The 15,298-nt window shown below is 67.8% G+C and carries 13 protein-coding genes; 6 read left to right on the top strand and 7 right to left on the bottom strand.

What is annotated here, in order from left to right; translation table 11 throughout:
- Window positions 1-231: 231 nt before the first annotated feature.
- Together recQ and ACFQRC_RS08980 are read left to right on the top strand one after the other, a co-directional pair.
- A complete protein-coding gene (gene recQ, locus ACFQRC_RS08985) occupies window positions 232-1,995 on the top strand; it encodes a DNA helicase RecQ (protein ID WP_379960255.1) in 1,764 nt (587 codons plus the stop codon).
- Entirely contained in the window at window positions 1,988-2,413 is a 426-nt protein-coding gene (locus ACFQRC_RS08980) for a TIGR01244 family sulfur transferase (RefSeq protein ID WP_379960252.1), read from the top strand. The genes recQ and ACFQRC_RS08980 overlap by 8 nt, the downstream gene beginning before the upstream one ends.
- Here ACFQRC_RS08980 and ACFQRC_RS08975 read toward each other — a convergent pair.
- From ACFQRC_RS08975 to ACFQRC_RS08960, 4 genes are all read right to left on the bottom strand, one after another.
- A complete protein-coding gene (locus tag ACFQRC_RS08975) occupies window positions 2,385-2,597 on the bottom strand; it encodes a DUF2007 domain-containing protein (RefSeq protein ID WP_379960249.1) in 213 nt (70 codons plus the stop codon). The genes ACFQRC_RS08980 and ACFQRC_RS08975 overlap by 29 nt on opposite strands.
- The gene (locus ACFQRC_RS08970) at window positions 2,597-3,133 is read right to left on the bottom strand and encodes a DUF924 family protein (RefSeq protein ID WP_379960247.1); all 537 of its coding nucleotides are present in this window, start codon (window positions 3,131-3,133) and stop codon (window positions 2,597-2,599) included. Before ACFQRC_RS08970 ends, ACFQRC_RS08975 begins: the two co-directional genes overlap by 1 nt.
- Entirely contained in the window at window positions 3,130-4,560 is a 1,431-nt protein-coding gene (tldD, locus tag ACFQRC_RS08965) for a metalloprotease TldD (RefSeq protein ID WP_379960244.1), read from the bottom strand. The genes ACFQRC_RS08970 and tldD overlap by 4 nt, the downstream gene beginning before the upstream one ends.
- Window positions 4,561-4,697: 137 nt before the next feature.
- Window positions 4,698-4,907 (bottom strand): zinc-finger domain-containing protein, encoded by a 210-nt coding sequence (locus ACFQRC_RS08960; protein WP_379960241.1) that lies wholly within the window; start codon window positions 4,905-4,907, stop codon window positions 4,698-4,700.
- A gap of 156 nt (window positions 4,908-5,063) precedes the next feature.
- Here ACFQRC_RS08960 and ACFQRC_RS08955 point away from each other — a divergent pair, with 156 nt between their 5' ends.
- Window positions 5,064-6,002 (top strand): ABC transporter ATP-binding protein, encoded by a 939-nt coding sequence (locus tag ACFQRC_RS08955; protein WP_379960239.1) that lies wholly within the window; start codon window positions 5,064-5,066, stop codon window positions 6,000-6,002.
- Window positions 5,995-7,641 (top strand): L-aspartate oxidase, encoded by a 1,647-nt coding sequence (gene nadB / locus ACFQRC_RS08950; RefSeq protein WP_379960237.1) that lies wholly within the window; start codon window positions 5,995-5,997, stop codon window positions 7,639-7,641. The genes ACFQRC_RS08955 and nadB overlap by 8 nt, the downstream gene beginning before the upstream one ends.
- Here nadB and ACFQRC_RS08945 read toward each other — a convergent pair.
- Both ACFQRC_RS08945 and ACFQRC_RS08940 read right to left on the bottom strand, forming a co-directional pair.
- Window positions 7,608-8,498, bottom strand: a complete 891-nt coding sequence (locus ACFQRC_RS08945; protein WP_379960234.1) for an alpha/beta fold hydrolase — start codon at window positions 8,496-8,498, stop codon at window positions 7,608-7,610. The genes nadB and ACFQRC_RS08945 overlap by 34 nt on opposite strands.
- 68 nt (window positions 8,499-8,566) lie before the next feature.
- The gene (locus tag ACFQRC_RS08940) at window positions 8,567-9,421 is read right to left on the bottom strand and encodes an alpha/beta fold hydrolase (protein ID WP_379960231.1); all 855 of its coding nucleotides are present in this window, start codon (window positions 9,419-9,421) and stop codon (window positions 8,567-8,569) included.
- 88 nt (window positions 9,422-9,509) lie between these two features.
- Between ACFQRC_RS08940 and polA the strand changes: the two genes are divergently transcribed.
- Window positions 9,510-12,272 (top strand): DNA polymerase I, encoded by a 2,763-nt coding sequence (polA, locus tag ACFQRC_RS08935; protein WP_379960229.1) that lies wholly within the window; start codon window positions 9,510-9,512, stop codon window positions 12,270-12,272.
- Window positions 12,269-13,801 (top strand): lipopolysaccharide biosynthesis protein, encoded by a 1,533-nt coding sequence (locus tag ACFQRC_RS08930; protein ID WP_379960227.1) that lies wholly within the window; start codon window positions 12,269-12,271, stop codon window positions 13,799-13,801. The genes polA and ACFQRC_RS08930 overlap by 4 nt, the downstream gene beginning before the upstream one ends.
- Here ACFQRC_RS08930 and ACFQRC_RS08925 read toward each other — a convergent pair.
- Window positions 13,761-15,287 (bottom strand): FAD-dependent oxidoreductase, encoded by a 1,527-nt coding sequence (locus tag ACFQRC_RS08925; protein ID WP_379960224.1) that lies wholly within the window; start codon window positions 15,285-15,287, stop codon window positions 13,761-13,763. The genes ACFQRC_RS08930 and ACFQRC_RS08925 overlap by 41 nt on opposite strands.
- Window positions 15,288-15,298: the final 11 nt, after the last annotated feature.

Raw genomic sequence — 15,298 nt, 5'->3', positions numbered from 1 at the left:
GTCATGCCGGGTCAGCCGAGCTACGAGCATTGGCCACATCCGATCGATCGTATCGAATTGTCGGCTTTCCGGCATGTGCCATGGACGCCTGGTCAACCACCGACCTGCGAATAGGCTTGGAACCGGCTGAATAGGCCCGTCATTCCAGCGAAAGCTGGAATCTCCCTTCTTTGTGCGCGAAGAGAGGCCGTGAGATTCCAGCTTTCGCTGGAATGACGATATTGGACGGACGTGACCGAACCCCTTTCCATCCTTCGCGGCACGTTCGGCTTCAGCGATTTCCGGGGCGTTCAGGCGGACGTGATCGACCGCGTCATGGCGGGGAAGCACAGCCTCGCCGTGATGCCCACGGGCGCGGGCAAGTCGCTTTGCTACCAGGTGCCGGCGCTGGCGCGACCCGGCACGGCTCTGGTCATCTCGCCGCTGATCGCGCTGATGCACGACCAGATCCGGTCGGCCGAGGGCTTCGGTATCCGCGCCGCCGCGCTGACCTCGGCCGACCCGGACGGGCCGGAGACGATCGCCCGCCTCCGTCGGGGCGAGCTCGATCTCCTTTATGTGGCCCCTGAGCGGGCGTCGGGCGAAGGCTTCCGCAACCTGCTCGCGCAAATTCCGCTCTCGCTCGTCGCCATAGACGAGGCGCATTGCGTGTCCGAATGGGGCCATGACTTCAGGCCCGATTACCGCCTGCTCCGGCCACTGCTCGACCGGTTTCCCGGCGTCCCCCGGCTGGCGCTCACGGCCACCGCCGACAGCCAGACCCGCGCCGACATCCTGGTTCAACTCGGCATCCCCGAGGACGGCCTGATCCTCGCCGGCTTCGACCGGCCCAACATCCGCTACCACATCCGCCCGCGCGACGGCGTCGGCGCGCAATTGACGGCCCTGCTCGCCGAGCAGCCGGGGCCGGGCATTATCTACGCGACCAGCCGCGCCGCCACCGAGAAGCTTGCCGATCAGCTCGGCCGGAGCGGGCGCAAGCTCCTGCCCTATCATGCCGGTCTCGACGCGCGCGTCCGCGCCGCCAACCAGGCGAAATTCGTGCGCTCCGAGGACATGGTGATGGTCGCGACGGTCGCCTTCGGCATGGGCATCGACAAGCCGGACGTGCGCTTCGTCGCCCATGCGGGCCTGCCCAAATCGATCGAGGCTTATTATCAGGAAACCGGCCGCGCGGGGCGCGACGGCGACCCGGCCGAGGCCCATCTGTTCTGGGGCGCGGCCGACTTCTCGCTCGCGCGCCGCCGGATCGAGACCGAGACGCCGGAGGATCGGCGGGGCGGCGAGCGCCAGCGGCTCAACGCGCTCGCGGCCCTGGTCGAGACGGCCGGCTGCCGCCGCGCCATCCTGCTCCGCCATTTCGGCGAGAGCCCGCCAGAGCGCTGCGGCCATTGCGACAATTGCCTGGCGCCGCCCGCCACCGTCGACGCCACCGAGGCCGCGCGCAAATTGCTGTCGGCCGCGTTCCGCACCGAGATGCGGTTCGGGATCACCCATCTGACCGACGTGCTCGCGGGCAAGGAGACCGACAAGATCCACGGCTTCGGCCACCATCGTCTGTCGGTGTTCGGCATCGCCGACGAGGCCGAGTTGGCGTTGATGAAGCCGGTCGCCCGCGCCCTGCTCGCCCGCGACGCGCTGCGCGCCGACGAATATGGCGGCCTCTCCTTCGGACCCGCCGCCAAGCCGATCCTGAAGGGCGAGGAGGCGCTGGAGCTGGTCCTCCCGCCACGGCGCCAGCGCCGCGCCCGCGCCGAGCGCGCCGCCAATCCCGACGGCGATCCCCTGTTCGAAGCGCTGCGCGCCTGCCGCCGCGATCTCGCGAAGGAAGGCGGGGTGCCGCCTTATGTCATCTTCCACGACAGTACGTTGCGCGAGATGGCGGAATTGAAGCCCGCCAGCCTCGGCGCCCTGTCCCGCATATCGGGCGTCGGCACGGCGAAGCTGGAGCGCTACGGCCAGGCCTTCGTGGAGGTTATAAGCTCACATGAGTGATGCGGACCGGTTCCGGGTGCTCGACGCCGCGACTCTGGTGAGCGGTCAGATCGGGCCTTCCGACATGGCGGCGCTCAAGGCGCGGGGCGTGGCAATGATCGTCAACAACCGGCCTGACCGCGAGGAGCCGGGCCAACCCGCCGGCGCCGACATCGAGGTGGCCGCGCTGGCGGCGGGCATCGGCTATCGCCATGTCCCGGTGGATAATGCGGGCCTGTCGCCCGACCGGATCGCGGCGATGGCGGAGGCGATCGACGCCGCCGGAGGACCGATGCTCGCTTTCTGCCGCTCCGGCACGCGCTCGACCTATTTGTGGGCCCTGGCGCGGGCTCAGGCCGGAGAGGATGCGGAGCAGCTGGTCGCCAAGGCCGCCGCCGCCGGTTACGACATCAGCCCGATTCGGCCCCATCTTCGCTGAGCAAAGCGTCGGCGTCCTCGTGCTCATCCTCGTCGACCATCAGCCGGATGGAGACGAGGTCGCCTCCCACCCAGGACATTTCGGTGTCGAAGAGGAAGCTGTGGATGCCGGCGGCGGCGAGGCGCGAGCGCGCGAGCCCGGCCTCGAAGCTGTTGGCGAAGCGGCGGAGCTCGACCAAGGCCATTACCAGGGCGTCACGTCGCCGGCCGCGATCTCGTCGGGGCGGGGCTCGCGGCCGAGGGTCGCGTTGCGATGGGGAAAGCGGCCGAAGCGCACGATGACGTCATGGTGCAGCCTGGCGTAGCGGAGCATCTCCGGGTCGCCGAGCGCGGTGAAGAGCAGAACCGAGCGCTGCTGGTCGTCCAGATCCTCGCTATGCTGGAAGGGCATGTACAGGAAGCCGCGTTGCTCGCCTGGAAGCCGCTCGTCATGGCCTTTGTCGATCGCGGCCTTCGCGATCTTCAGAGCGAGGTGATCGGTGGCGAACGAACGCGCGTGGCGCCGGAACATGTTGCGCGGAAACTGGTCGAACAGGATGACGGCCGCCAGAGCCTCCCGGGCCGAGCCGAGGAAATCCTCCGCGACCCTGCCCGATTGCTCCTCCCACAAATCGAGGAAGCGTTCTTCGATCTCTGCGTCGAGCGCGTCGTCCTGCTTCCAATGTTGGTGCGGATCGAGCGCGAACCAGAAGGACAGGATTTCGCCTGCCCAGTCGCTCACGCCGCCGTTCCGCCGACGGTGAGGCCTTCGATCAGCAGCGTGGGCTGGCCGACGCCGGCGGGGACGGACTGACCGCCCTTGCCGCAGATGCCGATGCCTTCGTCCAGTTCCATGTCGTTGCCGATCGCCTTGACCCGGGTGAGAACGGAGGGGCCATCGCCGATCAAAGTCGCGCCCTTGATCGGCGCGCCGAGCCTTCCATTCTCGATCCTGTAGGCCTCGGTGCAGGAAAAGACGAACTTGCCGCTGACGATGTCGACCTGGCCGCCGCCGAAGCTCTTGGCGTAGATGCCGTTCTTCGCCCGCGCGAGGATCTCGCCCGGATCGTCCTTGCCGCCCAGCATGAAGGTGTTGGTCATGCGCGGCATCGGCGCGTGGGCAAAGCTCTCGCGGCGGCCATTGCCGGTCGGCGCGACGCCCATCAGCCGCGCGTTGAGGCGATCGTGGATATAGCCTTTGAGGATGCCGTCCTCGATCAGGGTGTTGCACTGGGTGGGCGTGCCTTCGTCGTCGATCGAAAGCGAGCCGCGCCGCCCGCCGATGGAACCGTCGTCGACCACCGTCACGCCCGGCGCGGCGACGCGCTCGCCGATGCGGCCGGAGAAAGCCGATGTGCCCTTGCGATTGAAATCGCCTTCGAGGCCGTGGCCGATCGCCTCGTGGAGCAACACGCCCGGCCAGCCGGGGCCGAGCACGACCGTCATCTCGCCGGCCGGGGCGGCGACCGATTCGAGATTCACCAGCGCCTGGGCAAGCGCGATGTCGATCGCGCGGTTCCAGGTCGCGGGCTCGAAGAGTCCGTCATAGAGGTCCCGCCCGCCGAGGCCGTGAAAGCCGGTTTCCTTGCGCCCGTTCTGCTCGACGACGATCTGGACGTTGAGCCGGACCAGCGGCCGCACGTCATGAGCGACGAAGCCATCGGGGCGGACGATGTCGATCACGCTCCACGAGCCCGACAGCGACATCGAGACCTGGGCCACGCGCGGATCGCGGGCGCGGGCGGCGGCGTCGATCTCCTGGCACAGCGCCACCTTCTTCGCGAAGGGAACGAGGCTCAAGGGGTCGGCGTCGGTGTAGAGGGTCGCGTTGGTCCGGCGCGGCGGCGCGGCCCTGGCGCCCTTCGCCGGATCGAGCACCGCCATCGTCTCCGCGGCGCGGCGGATCGCGGTCTCGGACAGCTCGTTGGCGTGGGCGAAGGCGGTCGTCTCGCCCGAAACCCCGCGCAGCCCGAAGCCGGCATGGGTGTTGAAATCGGCGGTCTTCAGCCGGCCATCGTCGAAGCCGAACGCCTCGGACGCGGTATATTGGAGGTAAAGCTCGCCATCGTCGCAGCTTTTCAGCGCCTCGGCGGCGAGGCGCTGGGCGGCTTCGGGGGAGAGCCCATCGGGGCGGTAGAGGAAGCGGCGGGGATCGGCGAGACTGGTCATGCCGGCCGATATAGGGGCGATCGCCGCCGAGTCTAAGGCCTTCTGGTTCCGTTCGGCCTGAGATCGTTGCAAGACCAAGGAGAGGGCTTCGACAGGCTCAGCCTGAACGGGGTGGCTAGAACGGCCTACGCCTCGGTCTACTCCTCGACCGCGCCCGTATCCGCGGGGCCGCCCTTGAGGATGAACCTCTTGTCGCAATAACCGCAGTCGACGAAGCCCTTTTCGTCGATCTGGAGGTAGACGCGGGGATGGCCCAGCGCCGCACTGATCTCGCTGGCGCCGTCGCAAGCGACGCGCGGCGTGGTGACGGTGCTGATCTCGGGCGTGAAAGGATCGGTGGCGGCCATGCAAGCGGCCTTAGCAACGGCCCCGCACGCAGACAATCCGCTCCGTCATGCTGAACTTGTTTCAGCATCCACTTACCAGCCTCGACGCGGCCGAAGAAATGGACCCTGAAACAAGTTCAGGGTGACCATTCCCGGCGGCGCGGCTATGCGCTGCCTATGCTCCACACCCCCTCCGCGGCCATCGCGATCCAGGATCTCCAGAAAACCTATGCCGGCGGCAAGCGCGCGCTGGACGGCGTCAGCCTCGACGTGCCGCGCGGCCAGATTTTCGGACTGCTCGGCCCGAACGGCGCCGGCAAGTCGACGCTGATCAACATCCTTGCCGGCCTGGTCAACAAGAGCGGCGGCAGCGCGTCGATCTGGGGCTTCGACATCGACAGGCATCCGAGGAACGCCAAGGCGTCGATCGGCATCGTGCCCCAGGAAATCCTGTTCGACCCCTTCTTTACTCCCGCCGAAACGCTCGACCAGCAGGCCGGGCTTTACGGCGTTCCCAAGGCGCGGCGCCGGACGATGGAGCTGCTGCGCGCGGTCCATCTGGAGGACAAGGCCAACGCTTATGCGCGCACATTGTCGGGCGGCATGAAGCGGCGGTTGCTGGTCGCCAAGGCGATGGTCCATTCGCCGCCCATCCTGGTGCTCGACGAGCCGACCGCCGGCGTCGACATCGAGCTTCGCCAGCAGCTCTGGGAATATGTCCGCAGCCTCAACCGCGAGGGGGTGACGGTGGTCCTCACCACCCATTATCTCGAGGAGGCCGAGGAATTGTGCGACCGGATCGCGATCATCAACCATGGTCGCCTGATCGCCAACGACACGACCCGGACGCTCGTCGGAATGGCGCAGGAGAAAGCGGTCGAGGTGACGGTCGACCGCGACCTGACTGTCGTGCCCGACGCGGCCTGCTTCGACAAGATCGAGCTGCTGGGCGAGCGCACCCTCGCCATCACCTATCGCAAGGACAAGGTGAATGCCGGCGACGTGCTGGCCGCGCTCCAGAAGGAAGGGCTGGGCATCGTCGACGTCTCGACCCGCGAGGCCGACCTGGAGGATGTCTTCCTGAACCTCACCCGCGCCTCCAACGCCCATGGCTGATCACGCTTATGACGTGATCGTCATCGGATCGGGCGCGGCGGGGCTGAGCGCGGCGCTGGAGCTGGCGCCTCATCTCAGGGTCGCGGTCCTCGCCAAGGGGGGCGTGTCCGAAGGGTCGACGGCCCGGGCCCAGGGCGGCATCGCCGCCGTGCTGGAGCCGGGCGACACGTTCGAGAGCCATATCGAGGATACGATGGTGGCCGGCGCCGGCCTCAACGACCGCCGCACCGTCGAGTTCGTCGTCGAGAATGCCCCCGCCGCGATCGAGCGGCTGGCCGAGCTCGGCGTGCCGTTCAACCCGGGCGAATCGGAGCGCTGGCACCTGACGCGCGAGGGCGGCCACAGCCACCGCCGCATCGTTCATGTCGACGACGCGACCGGCTGGGCGGTGCAGCAGGCGCTCGAGAAAGCGGCGGCCGCGCACCCCAACATCACCTTGGTTCCCGACATGGTGGCGATCGACCTCGCCACCGGGCGCCACGCCGAGAAAGGCGGTCGCGAGAATTGCGCCTGGGGCGTCTATGCGGTCGACCGGCTGAGCGGCCGGGTGGAGCTGTTCACCGGCCGCGCGACCATTCTCGCCACCGGCGGCGCCAGCCGGGCCTGGGTCTATTCGACCAACCCCAAGGGCTCGACCGGAGACGGCATCGCCATGGCGTGGCGCGCCGGATGCCGCGTGTCGAACATGGAATTCAACCAATTCCATCCAACCTGCCTCCACCACCATGACGTCAAGAGCTTCCTCATCACCGAGGCGATGCGGGGCGAGGGCGCGCATCTCAAAATCCCCGGCGGCGGCCCCGACGGGGGCAGGCGCTTCATGCCGGACTTCGACCCGCGCGCCGAGCTCGCGCCACGCGACGTCGTCGCCCGCGCGATCGACCATGAGCTGAAGCGCCTCGGCCTCGATTGCGTCCATCTCGACATCAGCCACCGCGACCCCGAGTTCATCCTCTCCCACTTCCCGACCATCGCCGCGCGGCTGGCCGAGCCGGACATCGGCATCGACATCACCCGCGATCCGATCCCGGTCGTGCCGGCGGCGCATTATACCTGCGGCGGCGTGGTGATAGACCTCGACGGCCGGACCGACCTTCGCGGCCTTTATGCCGCCGGCGAGGTCACCCAGTCGGGCCTCCACGGCGCCAACCGCATGGCGTCCAATTCGCTGCTCGAATGCCTGGTCTTCGGCCTGGCCGCCGCGAAGCACATCAACGCGAACTGGGCCGACCTGCCGCCCCCGCCGCCGATCCGTCCGTGGGACGAAAGCCGGGTCACCGATTCCGACGAGGAAGTGGTCGTCCACCACAATTGGCGCGAGATACGCCGCTTCATGTGGGACTATGTCGGCATCGTCCGCACTACCAAACGGCTCGAGCGCGCCCTCCACCGCGTCGACCTCCTCCGGCGGGAAACGGAGGAATATTACGGCAATTTCCGGGTGACGCCCGACCTCGTCGAACTGCGCAACCTGGTCGAAGTATCCGGCCTCATCGTCCGCTCCGCCCTCGCCCGCAAGGAAAGCCGCGGACTCCACTTCACGCTCGATTATCCGGACATGCTGCCCGAGGCGGTGGACACTATTCTCACGCCCCAAGCCGATCCTCAGTCGGGGAGAAACGCCTTCATCTCCGCCTGAAACCGCTCGGGATTGTCGGACATGATGAAGTGGGCGCTGTCGGGGATGCGGACCAGCTTCGCGCCTTCGAGCGGCGCGTAGGCGGAGCTGTAGACGGCGTCGATCTGCGCATCGGTGAGGGGCACGCCCGCCGGAGTGACGTAGAGCACGGTCACGGGAATAGTGATCGCCGGCAATTCCGGGCGCAGGTCGGTGACGATCAACTCGTGAAAGGCGTTGGCCGTCGTCTCGGGATCGCTCGCCAGCCCTTCGGCTCGCACGATGGCGCGCTGCGCCTCGTTGCGCACCATCGCCGTCGTCATGGCCTCGATCCGTCCGGCGCGCTCCTCGGGCGTGTTCGCCGCCATCTGGGCGCGGAGCGCGTCGGCGGTGGGGCGGATGCTTTCGGAGGTGGTGCCCGGCGGGCCGAAGACGGCGCCCATGAAGGGGAGCTGGTCGACGACCATGACCCTGGACACTGAATCCGGGTGACGCGCGGCGATCATCAGCGCCATCGTGCCGCCCATCGAATGGCCGACGAGGGCCGGCTTCTCCAAGCCCTCCGCCGCGATGTAGCGGGCGATCTCCGCGGCGACGGGAGCCGCCACCACGCCCTCGGCATTGCCTTCGGCCGGCGTGCCGGCGAAGCCCTTCACCTGGACATAATGGTAGCGATAGCCGGGCATGTCGGCCGTGCTCGGCCGCCAGGCGCTGGGCGACGACGTCATGCCGGGGATGAGGACGACGTCCGGCCCTTCGCCTTCCGCGACAATCGTGATCCGGTCCGAGACGAAGCCGGACTCAGCCGCCATCGCCGGAGCCGCCGCGAGCAATCCGGTCCATGCCGCCGCCGCCAGAAAGAACCGCCTGTCGAACATGCTACCCCCACCACTAACCTGAACCAGTCTTCAACTATAGACGCGACCGGCGGCGGAATCGAGACGGATCAGCGCGCTTGAAGGAAATCCCTCACGATTGACCGGAACCGGGCCGGCTGATCGTACATGATCATGTGGCCGCTATCCTTGACCGGGATGAGTTCGGCGGTGCGCGCGGACGCATAGGCCGCCTTGTAGTCGCGCACGATCCGCCCCGCATCGGCCCCGCTTCCGGCCGGGGGGACGGCGTAGACCACGGCCATGGGCGCGGCGATCCGGGAAAGCTCCGGCGTCAGGTCGGTCAGCGCGAGCTCGTGCATCGCGCGGGCGACGACGTCGCTGTCGCTCTTCGCGGCGGGATCCGCCGCGCCGCCGAAGCCGCCGATCAGCGATTCGAGCAGGCGCCTGCCGCCCGGCGACCCGGTCAGCACGTCGCGCAGGCTGTCGGCGAGGGGGCGGATTCCGGCCGCGCTGGCGCCGAACAGCCCGGCCGGCGCCGGCAGCATGTCGACCACCATCAGCCGGCCGACCCGCGCCGGATGCCGCGCGGCGACCATCATCGCGACGGTGCCGCCCATCGAATGGCCGATGAGGGCGGGCGCGCGAAGGCCAGTCTCGGCAATATAGCGGGCGACCTCTGCGGCGACCGGCGCGACGACATCTCCCGACGCATTGCCGCGCGCCGGATCGCCGGCGAAACCCGCGACCTGGACGAGATGGTAGCGATAGCCCGGAAGGGCGGCGACCATGCCCTCCCACATGTCGCGCGACGCGGTGAGGCCGGGGATGAGAATGACGTCCGGACCGCTGCCCCGCACGACGACGCTCAGACGGCTGGAGGCGAAGCCCGACCGCGCGGCTGCCGGGGCCAGCGCGGCCAAAGCCGCAGCTCCGGCCGAGAGAAGGAATTCCCTGCGTTTCATCGCCTCCTCATTCCATCCCCGGCTTGAACCTCCGATTACCGCGCGGAAGATGTTTGTTCGCGGGGTCGGTTCGGCTAGACAATCGCCCATGTCCTCCCCGCACCTCTATCTCGTCGACGGATCGAGCTACATATTCCGCGCCTTCCACCGGCTGCCGCCGCTGACCAACCGCCACGGCCTCAATGTCGGCGCGGTCTATGGCTATACGACGATGCTCTGGAAACTCGCCGACTCGCTGCACAAGCAGGACGGGCCGACCCATCTCGCGGTCATCTTCGACGCGTCGGCCAAGACCTTCCGCAATGACATGTACGACCAGTATAAGGCGCACCGGCCGCCGCCGCCGCCCGAGCTGATCCCGCAATTCCCGCTGATCCGGGACGCCACCCGCGCTTTCTCGCTGCCCTGCATCGAGGAGGAGGGGCTTGAGGCGGACGACATCATCGCCTGCTATTCCAAGGCGGCGCTGGCGGCGGGGTGGAGCGTCACCATCGTCAGTTCCGACAAGGATCTGATGCAGCTGATCGAGCCCGGCCTCGATATGCTCGATACGATGAACGACCGCCGCATGGGTCGCGAATATGTGGTCGAGAAGTTCGGCGTGCCGCCCGAGAAGCTGGGCGACGTGCTCGCGCTGATGGGCGACAGCGTCGACAACGTGCCGGGCGTGCCGGGGATCGGCCCCAAGACCGCATCGAAGCTGATCGCCGAATATGGCGACGTAGAGGCGGTGCTGGCCGCCGCGCCGGAAATGAAGCCGTCGAAGATGCGAGAGAATCTGATCGAACATGCCGCCAATGCGCGCCTCTCGCGCGAGCTGGTCCGCCTGGTCTGCGATTCGCCTTTGCCCGAACCGCTGGACGATCTGGCGATGAAGGGCATACCGGACGCGCCGCTCCGCGAGTTCCTGGAGGAACATGGATTCCGGTCATTGCTCGCCAAGCTCAACGGAAGCTCGCAGGTTCCGGCGCCGCAGCCGGGCGCCATCCCGGTCCAGCGCGAGGTGCGGCCGGAGCCGAAGATCGACCGGTCGGCCTATGAGACGGTGACCGACGAGGCCGCGCTCGACCTCTGGATCGCGGAAAGCTTCGACAAGGGTCTGGTGGCGCTCGACACCGAGACCGATTCGGTCGACTGCGTCAGCGCCAAGCTGGTCGGCATCAGCCTCGCCACCGAGTGCGGCAAGGCCTGCTACATCCCGCTGGAGCATGGCGGCCACGACCTGTTGAGCGAACGACCGACGCAGCTCTCCTCCGAGCTGGTGCTGGGCAAATTGAAGCCGCTGCTCGAGGATGAGGCGACGCTCAAGGTCGGCCATAATTTCAAGTTCGACTGGGTCGTGTTCGACCGCCGCGGGATCAAGGTAGCGCCGCTCGACGACACCTTGCTGATGAGCTTCGCGCTCGACGCCGGCGGCCTCGCCAGCCACGCGATGGACGACCTCGCGAAACGGCATCTCGACCATCAACCCCTCACCTACAAGGAATTGTGCGGCACCGGCCAGAAGCAGATCGGCTTCGACCAGGTGCCGATCGACCGCGCCACCGAATATGCCGCCGAGGATGCGGACGTGACCCTCAGGCTGTGGACCCGATTCAAGGCACGCATGGCGCACGAGCGGGTGACGCGGGTCTACGAGATGGTCGACCGGCCGCTGGTCGCGGTCGTGGGGCGGATGGAGCGCGAAGGCGTCAAGGTCGACCGCGACGCGTTGCGCGGCCTCTCGGCCGAATTTCTCGACCAGATCGCGGCGCTGGAAGAGCGGATCTGCGGCGAGGCGGGGTGCAGATTCACCATCGGCAGCCCCAAGCAGCTCGGCGAGATATTGTTCGACAAGATGCAGTTGAAGGGCGGCCGCAAGGGCAAGTCCGGAATCTGGTCGACCGACGTCAACGAGCTGGAACGGCTCGCCCGCGATGGCGTGCCGATCGCCAATCTGGTGCTCGAATGGCGCCAGCTCTCCAAGCTCAAATCGACCTATACGGACGCCCTGCAGGAACAGATCAACAAGGATACAGGCCGCGTCCATACCAGCTACAGCCTGTCGGGCGCGCAGACCGGGCGCCTCTCCTCGACCGACCCCAACCTCCAGAACATTCCGATCCGGACCGAGATCGGCCGCCGCATCCGCGACGCCTTCATCGCCGAGGAGGGCCATGTCGTGCTGGCGGCCGATTACAGCCAGATCGAGCTTCGCCTCGCGGCCCACATGGCCGACGTCCCCCAGCTCCGGCAGGCGTTCGAGGAGGGAGCGGACATCCACAATTTGACCGCGCAGGAGCTGTTCGGATCGGTCGACCGCGATACGCGGGCCAGCGCCAAGACGATCAACTTCGCGATCCTCTACGGCATTTCGCGCTGGGGGCTGGCGGGACGCCTTGGCGTCACCGCCGACGAGGCGCAGGCGATCATCGACCGCTATTTCGAGCGCTTCCCCGGCATCGGCAATTATATCGCCGACACTCTGCACAAGGCCCGCGAGACCGGCTTCACCACCACCCTGTTCGGCCGCAAGACCCATTTTCCCGGCCTCAAGAGCAAAGTTCAGCACGAACGCCAGGGCGCCGAGCGCGCCGCCGTCAACGCGCCGATCCAGGGCACGAGCGCCGACATCATCAAGCGGGCGATGGCGCGGATGTGCCCGGCGCTGGAGGCGGAGGGGCTCGGCAGGGTCCGGATGCTGATGCAGGTCCATGACGAACTGGTGTTCGAAGTGCCCGAGGCGGACGTGGCGCGCGCGAGCGAGGTCATCCGCCATGTCATGGCGGGCGCCGCCGTACCCGCGGTCAAGCTTTCGGTGCCGCTTGGCGTCGATATCGGGACCGGCCCCAATTGGGGCGCCGCGCATTGAACCAGCCTCCTCCGGGCGGCGAGGACATCGCGGCGCTCGCGAAAGGGGGGCGCACCAATTTCTTCGGCTTCCTGCTGCGGCTGGCGGCGCGGCTTCCCTTCCTGTTCGTCGCCGGGCGCTATTACGGACCGGAGGCGCTTGGGCGCTTCGCCTACGCCATCCTGATCGTCGAGTTCGCGGCCCAGTTGGCGACGCTCGGCCTCAAGCGCGGCCTCGCCGAGCAGCTGTCCTCGACCGACAAGCCGCATGTCTGGGTGGTGTGGGACGCGATGCTGGTCGCCTTCCTCGCCTCGGCGGCGGCGACCATGGTCCTCGTCCTCTTTCCGCAGGCGATGTTCCCCAACAGCCAGGTGCGCGGCGTCGAATGGCTGCTGCCGCTGATCGTGTTCGCGGTCGCCGGGTCGGACGTGGCGCTGGCGGCCCTGGCCTATCGCCACAATGTCCGGGCGACGGTGACGGCGCGGGCGATCGTCGAGCCGTGGACGATCAGCATCGCGGCGGCCGTCCTCTATTTCACCCTGTCCTCGCGGGACGGACTCATCATCGCTTATGTCCTGTCGATGCTGGCCGCGCTCGCGGCGTCGCTCTGGCCGTTGTTCAAGGCCTATGGCGTCCCGCGCGGCTGGCGTCCGCAGCCGGGCGCCTTGTGGGCGCTGGCCCGGCGCAACACGCCGCTCGCCGCCGCGGACGCGATCGAATGGGGATCGCGCCGCATCGACATCGCCATCCTCGGCCTGTTCTTCTCCCCGGCCATCGTCGGCATCTATTATGTCGCGCAACAGGTCGCCTCGCTGCCGCAGAAATTGAAGACCAGCTTCGACCCGATCCTCGGCCCGGTCATTACCCAGAAATTGGCGGAGGGCGACAAGCCCGCCGTCGCCAAGCAGGTGCGGCAGGTCGGCTTCTGGATCATCGCCGCGCAGGCCGGCGTGGCCCTGTCGCTCGGCATTCCCGGCGAAGCGGTAATGGGGCTGGTCGGCGAGGAGTTCATCAGCGGCACCGGCGCGCTCGCCTTCCTGCTCGCCGCCGAGGTGGTCGCCGCGACGGCGGCTGTGTCCGAGGCCGCGCTCGTCTATATCGCGCGCCACCGCAACCTGATGCTCTCAACCCTGATGATCGGCGTCCAGATCGCGCTCAGCATCGCCCTCATTCTCTTGATGCAAAGCCTCGGCTGGTCGGTCACCTTCCAGGCGGCGGGGCCGGCGATCGCCCTGTCGCTGGCGCTCGGCCTCGCCTCGGTGCTGAAGGCGCGGCTGCTGGGCCGGCTGCTGGGCGCGCCCGTCTCCGGCTGGCGCTGGCCGCTGATCTGGGCCGCGGCCGGGGCCAGCCTCGTCGGCTATGTCGTGACCCTGCTTCCGCGCAGCCTCGAATGGATCGAGCTCGCCTTCGGCATCCCGCTCATCCTCGGCGTGTTCGGGATCATCCTGTGGACGCGCGGCTTCACCCACGAGGACCGGGTGCTGTTCCGGCTGAAGGGCGACGAGGAGCCTAGTCTGCCGACGCCAAGGGTTTCACCGCGGGACCATTGAGCACCTGCCCGCCGGGCGCGAATTGCGAGCCGTGGCACGGGCAGTCCCAGCATTTCTCGAACCCGTTCCAGTGGACGAGGCAGCCGAGATGGGTGCAAACCGCAGAACGGCGGGTGACGGTGCCGTCCTCGGCCTTGTAGGTCGCGACCTTGCTCAACCCTTCGCGGATCACCGCGCCTTCGCCGGGCGCCAGTTCGTCGGCCGAGCCGACATCGCCGGGACGGACATATTCGGTGAAGTTCTTGACCGCCCCCGCCTGGCCGCGAACAAACTCCGTCGCGGCGGGCAAGGCCGCCGATTTGCGGCCCGGATCGAACAGGGGCGCATAGCGGCTGTCCTCGCCGAGGATCAGCGGCAGAATAACAAGGCTGCCCGCGACCGCGTTGGTGATGCCCATTCCGGAATCGCCGGTATGGACGTAGATGTTGCTGCTGCCCGGATTGCGGCCGGAGAAGGGCATGAAGTCGATCGGCTCCATCACCTGGCCCGACCAGCGATAATCGGTCGATCGGAAGCTCGGATAACGCTTCCGCGTCCATTGCTCGAGCCGGGCGAAGCGCTCCTCCATGTCATTCTCCTCGCCCGACCGATGGTCCTCGCCGCCGACGATGAGCAGATTCTCCGCGTCGCCGAGCGGCTGGATGCGGACATAATGATAGGCTTCCAGCGTGTCCCAGAGGAGCGCGTCGGGCGCCGAGTCCTTCGGCACGCGACCGGCGATCGCATAAGTGCGGTCGGGAATCTGCTTGGAATGGATGGCGACCTTGTCGTTGGTCGGCGAATTGGTGCAGAATACCGCCGCGCCCGCCCGGATGACGACGCCGCGCTCGGTGGTGATCTCGACGCCGCCGTCCACCTCCTTGTCGGAGACGTGGACGGTGTCGGCATGAAGCTCGCCGCCATTCGCCACGATCGCCCGCGCGAGACCCGCCAGATATTTGGTCGGATGGAACCGCCCCTGGTTGGGGAAGCGCAGCGCCGGGCCGGTATCGATGCCGGGGACGGGCGCCTTGTTCGCCCCTTCCACGTCGACGCCGATCGACCGGCAGGCCTGATATTCCTCCTCCAGATCGGCGCGATCGGCCTCCCGTGCCGGGAAGAGATAGCCGTCGAGGCGGGCGAAATCGGCGTCGATGCCTTCGTCGCGGCAGATCGCCTCGATCCGGTTCACGGCGGCGACCTGGCTGTCATGGTAGAGGCGGGCCTCGTCCTCGCCGCGAACCCGGATCAGCTCGGAATAGAAATCGTCGAGCTCGGTAGCGAGATGGGCGGTCGTCCGCGCCGTCATGCCGCGGCCGATCCTCCCGCGATCGATGACGATGACCCGGCGCCCGAAACGGGAGAGTTCGTAGGCGACGGACAGGCCGGCGATGCCCGAACCTACGACCACCACATCGCATTCCGCATCCGAAGTGAGCGGCGACGCCTCGATCGCCGGACCCGATTCCATCCAGAAGGACGTGCTTCGTTCGTCGCCGACGTTCATTTCGCGTCTCC

The sequence above is a fragment of the Enterovirga sp. GCM10030262 genome, from assembly GCF_042666435.1.
Classification (GTDB): Bacteria; Pseudomonadota; Alphaproteobacteria; order Sphingomonadales; family Sphingomonadaceae; genus Allosphingosinicella.
This window is presented reverse-complemented; position numbering and strand designations above follow the sequence as displayed.

Coding starts and splice junctions, on each gene's coding strand:
- ACFQRC_RS08980 (WP_379960252.1), top strand. CDS start 1,988: ATGAGTGATGCGGACCGGTTCCGGGTGCTCGACGCCGCGACTCTGGTG.
- ACFQRC_RS08975 (WP_379960249.1), bottom strand. CDS start 2,597: ATGGCCTTGGTCGAGCTCCGCCGCTTCGCCAACAGCTTCGAGGCCGGG.
- tldD (WP_379960244.1), bottom strand. CDS start 4,560: ATGACCAGTCTCGCCGATCCCCGCCGCTTCCTCTACCGCCCCGATGGG.
- ACFQRC_RS08960 (WP_379960241.1), bottom strand. CDS start 4,907: ATGGCCGCCACCGATCCTTTCACGCCCGAGATCAGCACCGTCACCACG.
- ACFQRC_RS08955 (WP_379960239.1), top strand. CDS start 5,064: ATGCTCCACACCCCCTCCGCGGCCATCGCGATCCAGGATCTCCAGAAA.
- nadB (WP_379960237.1), top strand. CDS start 5,995: ATGGCTGATCACGCTTATGACGTGATCGTCATCGGATCGGGCGCGGCG.
- ACFQRC_RS08945 (WP_379960234.1), bottom strand. CDS start 8,498: ATGTTCGACAGGCGGTTCTTTCTGGCGGCGGCGGCATGGACCGGATTG.
- ACFQRC_RS08940 (WP_379960231.1), bottom strand. CDS start 9,421: ATGAAACGCAGGGAATTCCTTCTCTCGGCCGGAGCTGCGGCTTTGGCC.
- polA (WP_379960229.1), top strand. CDS start 9,510: ATGTCCTCCCCGCACCTCTATCTCGTCGACGGATCGAGCTACATATTC.
- ACFQRC_RS08925 (WP_379960224.1), bottom strand. CDS start 15,287: ATGAACGTCGGCGACGAACGAAGCACGTCCTTCTGGATGGAATCGGGT.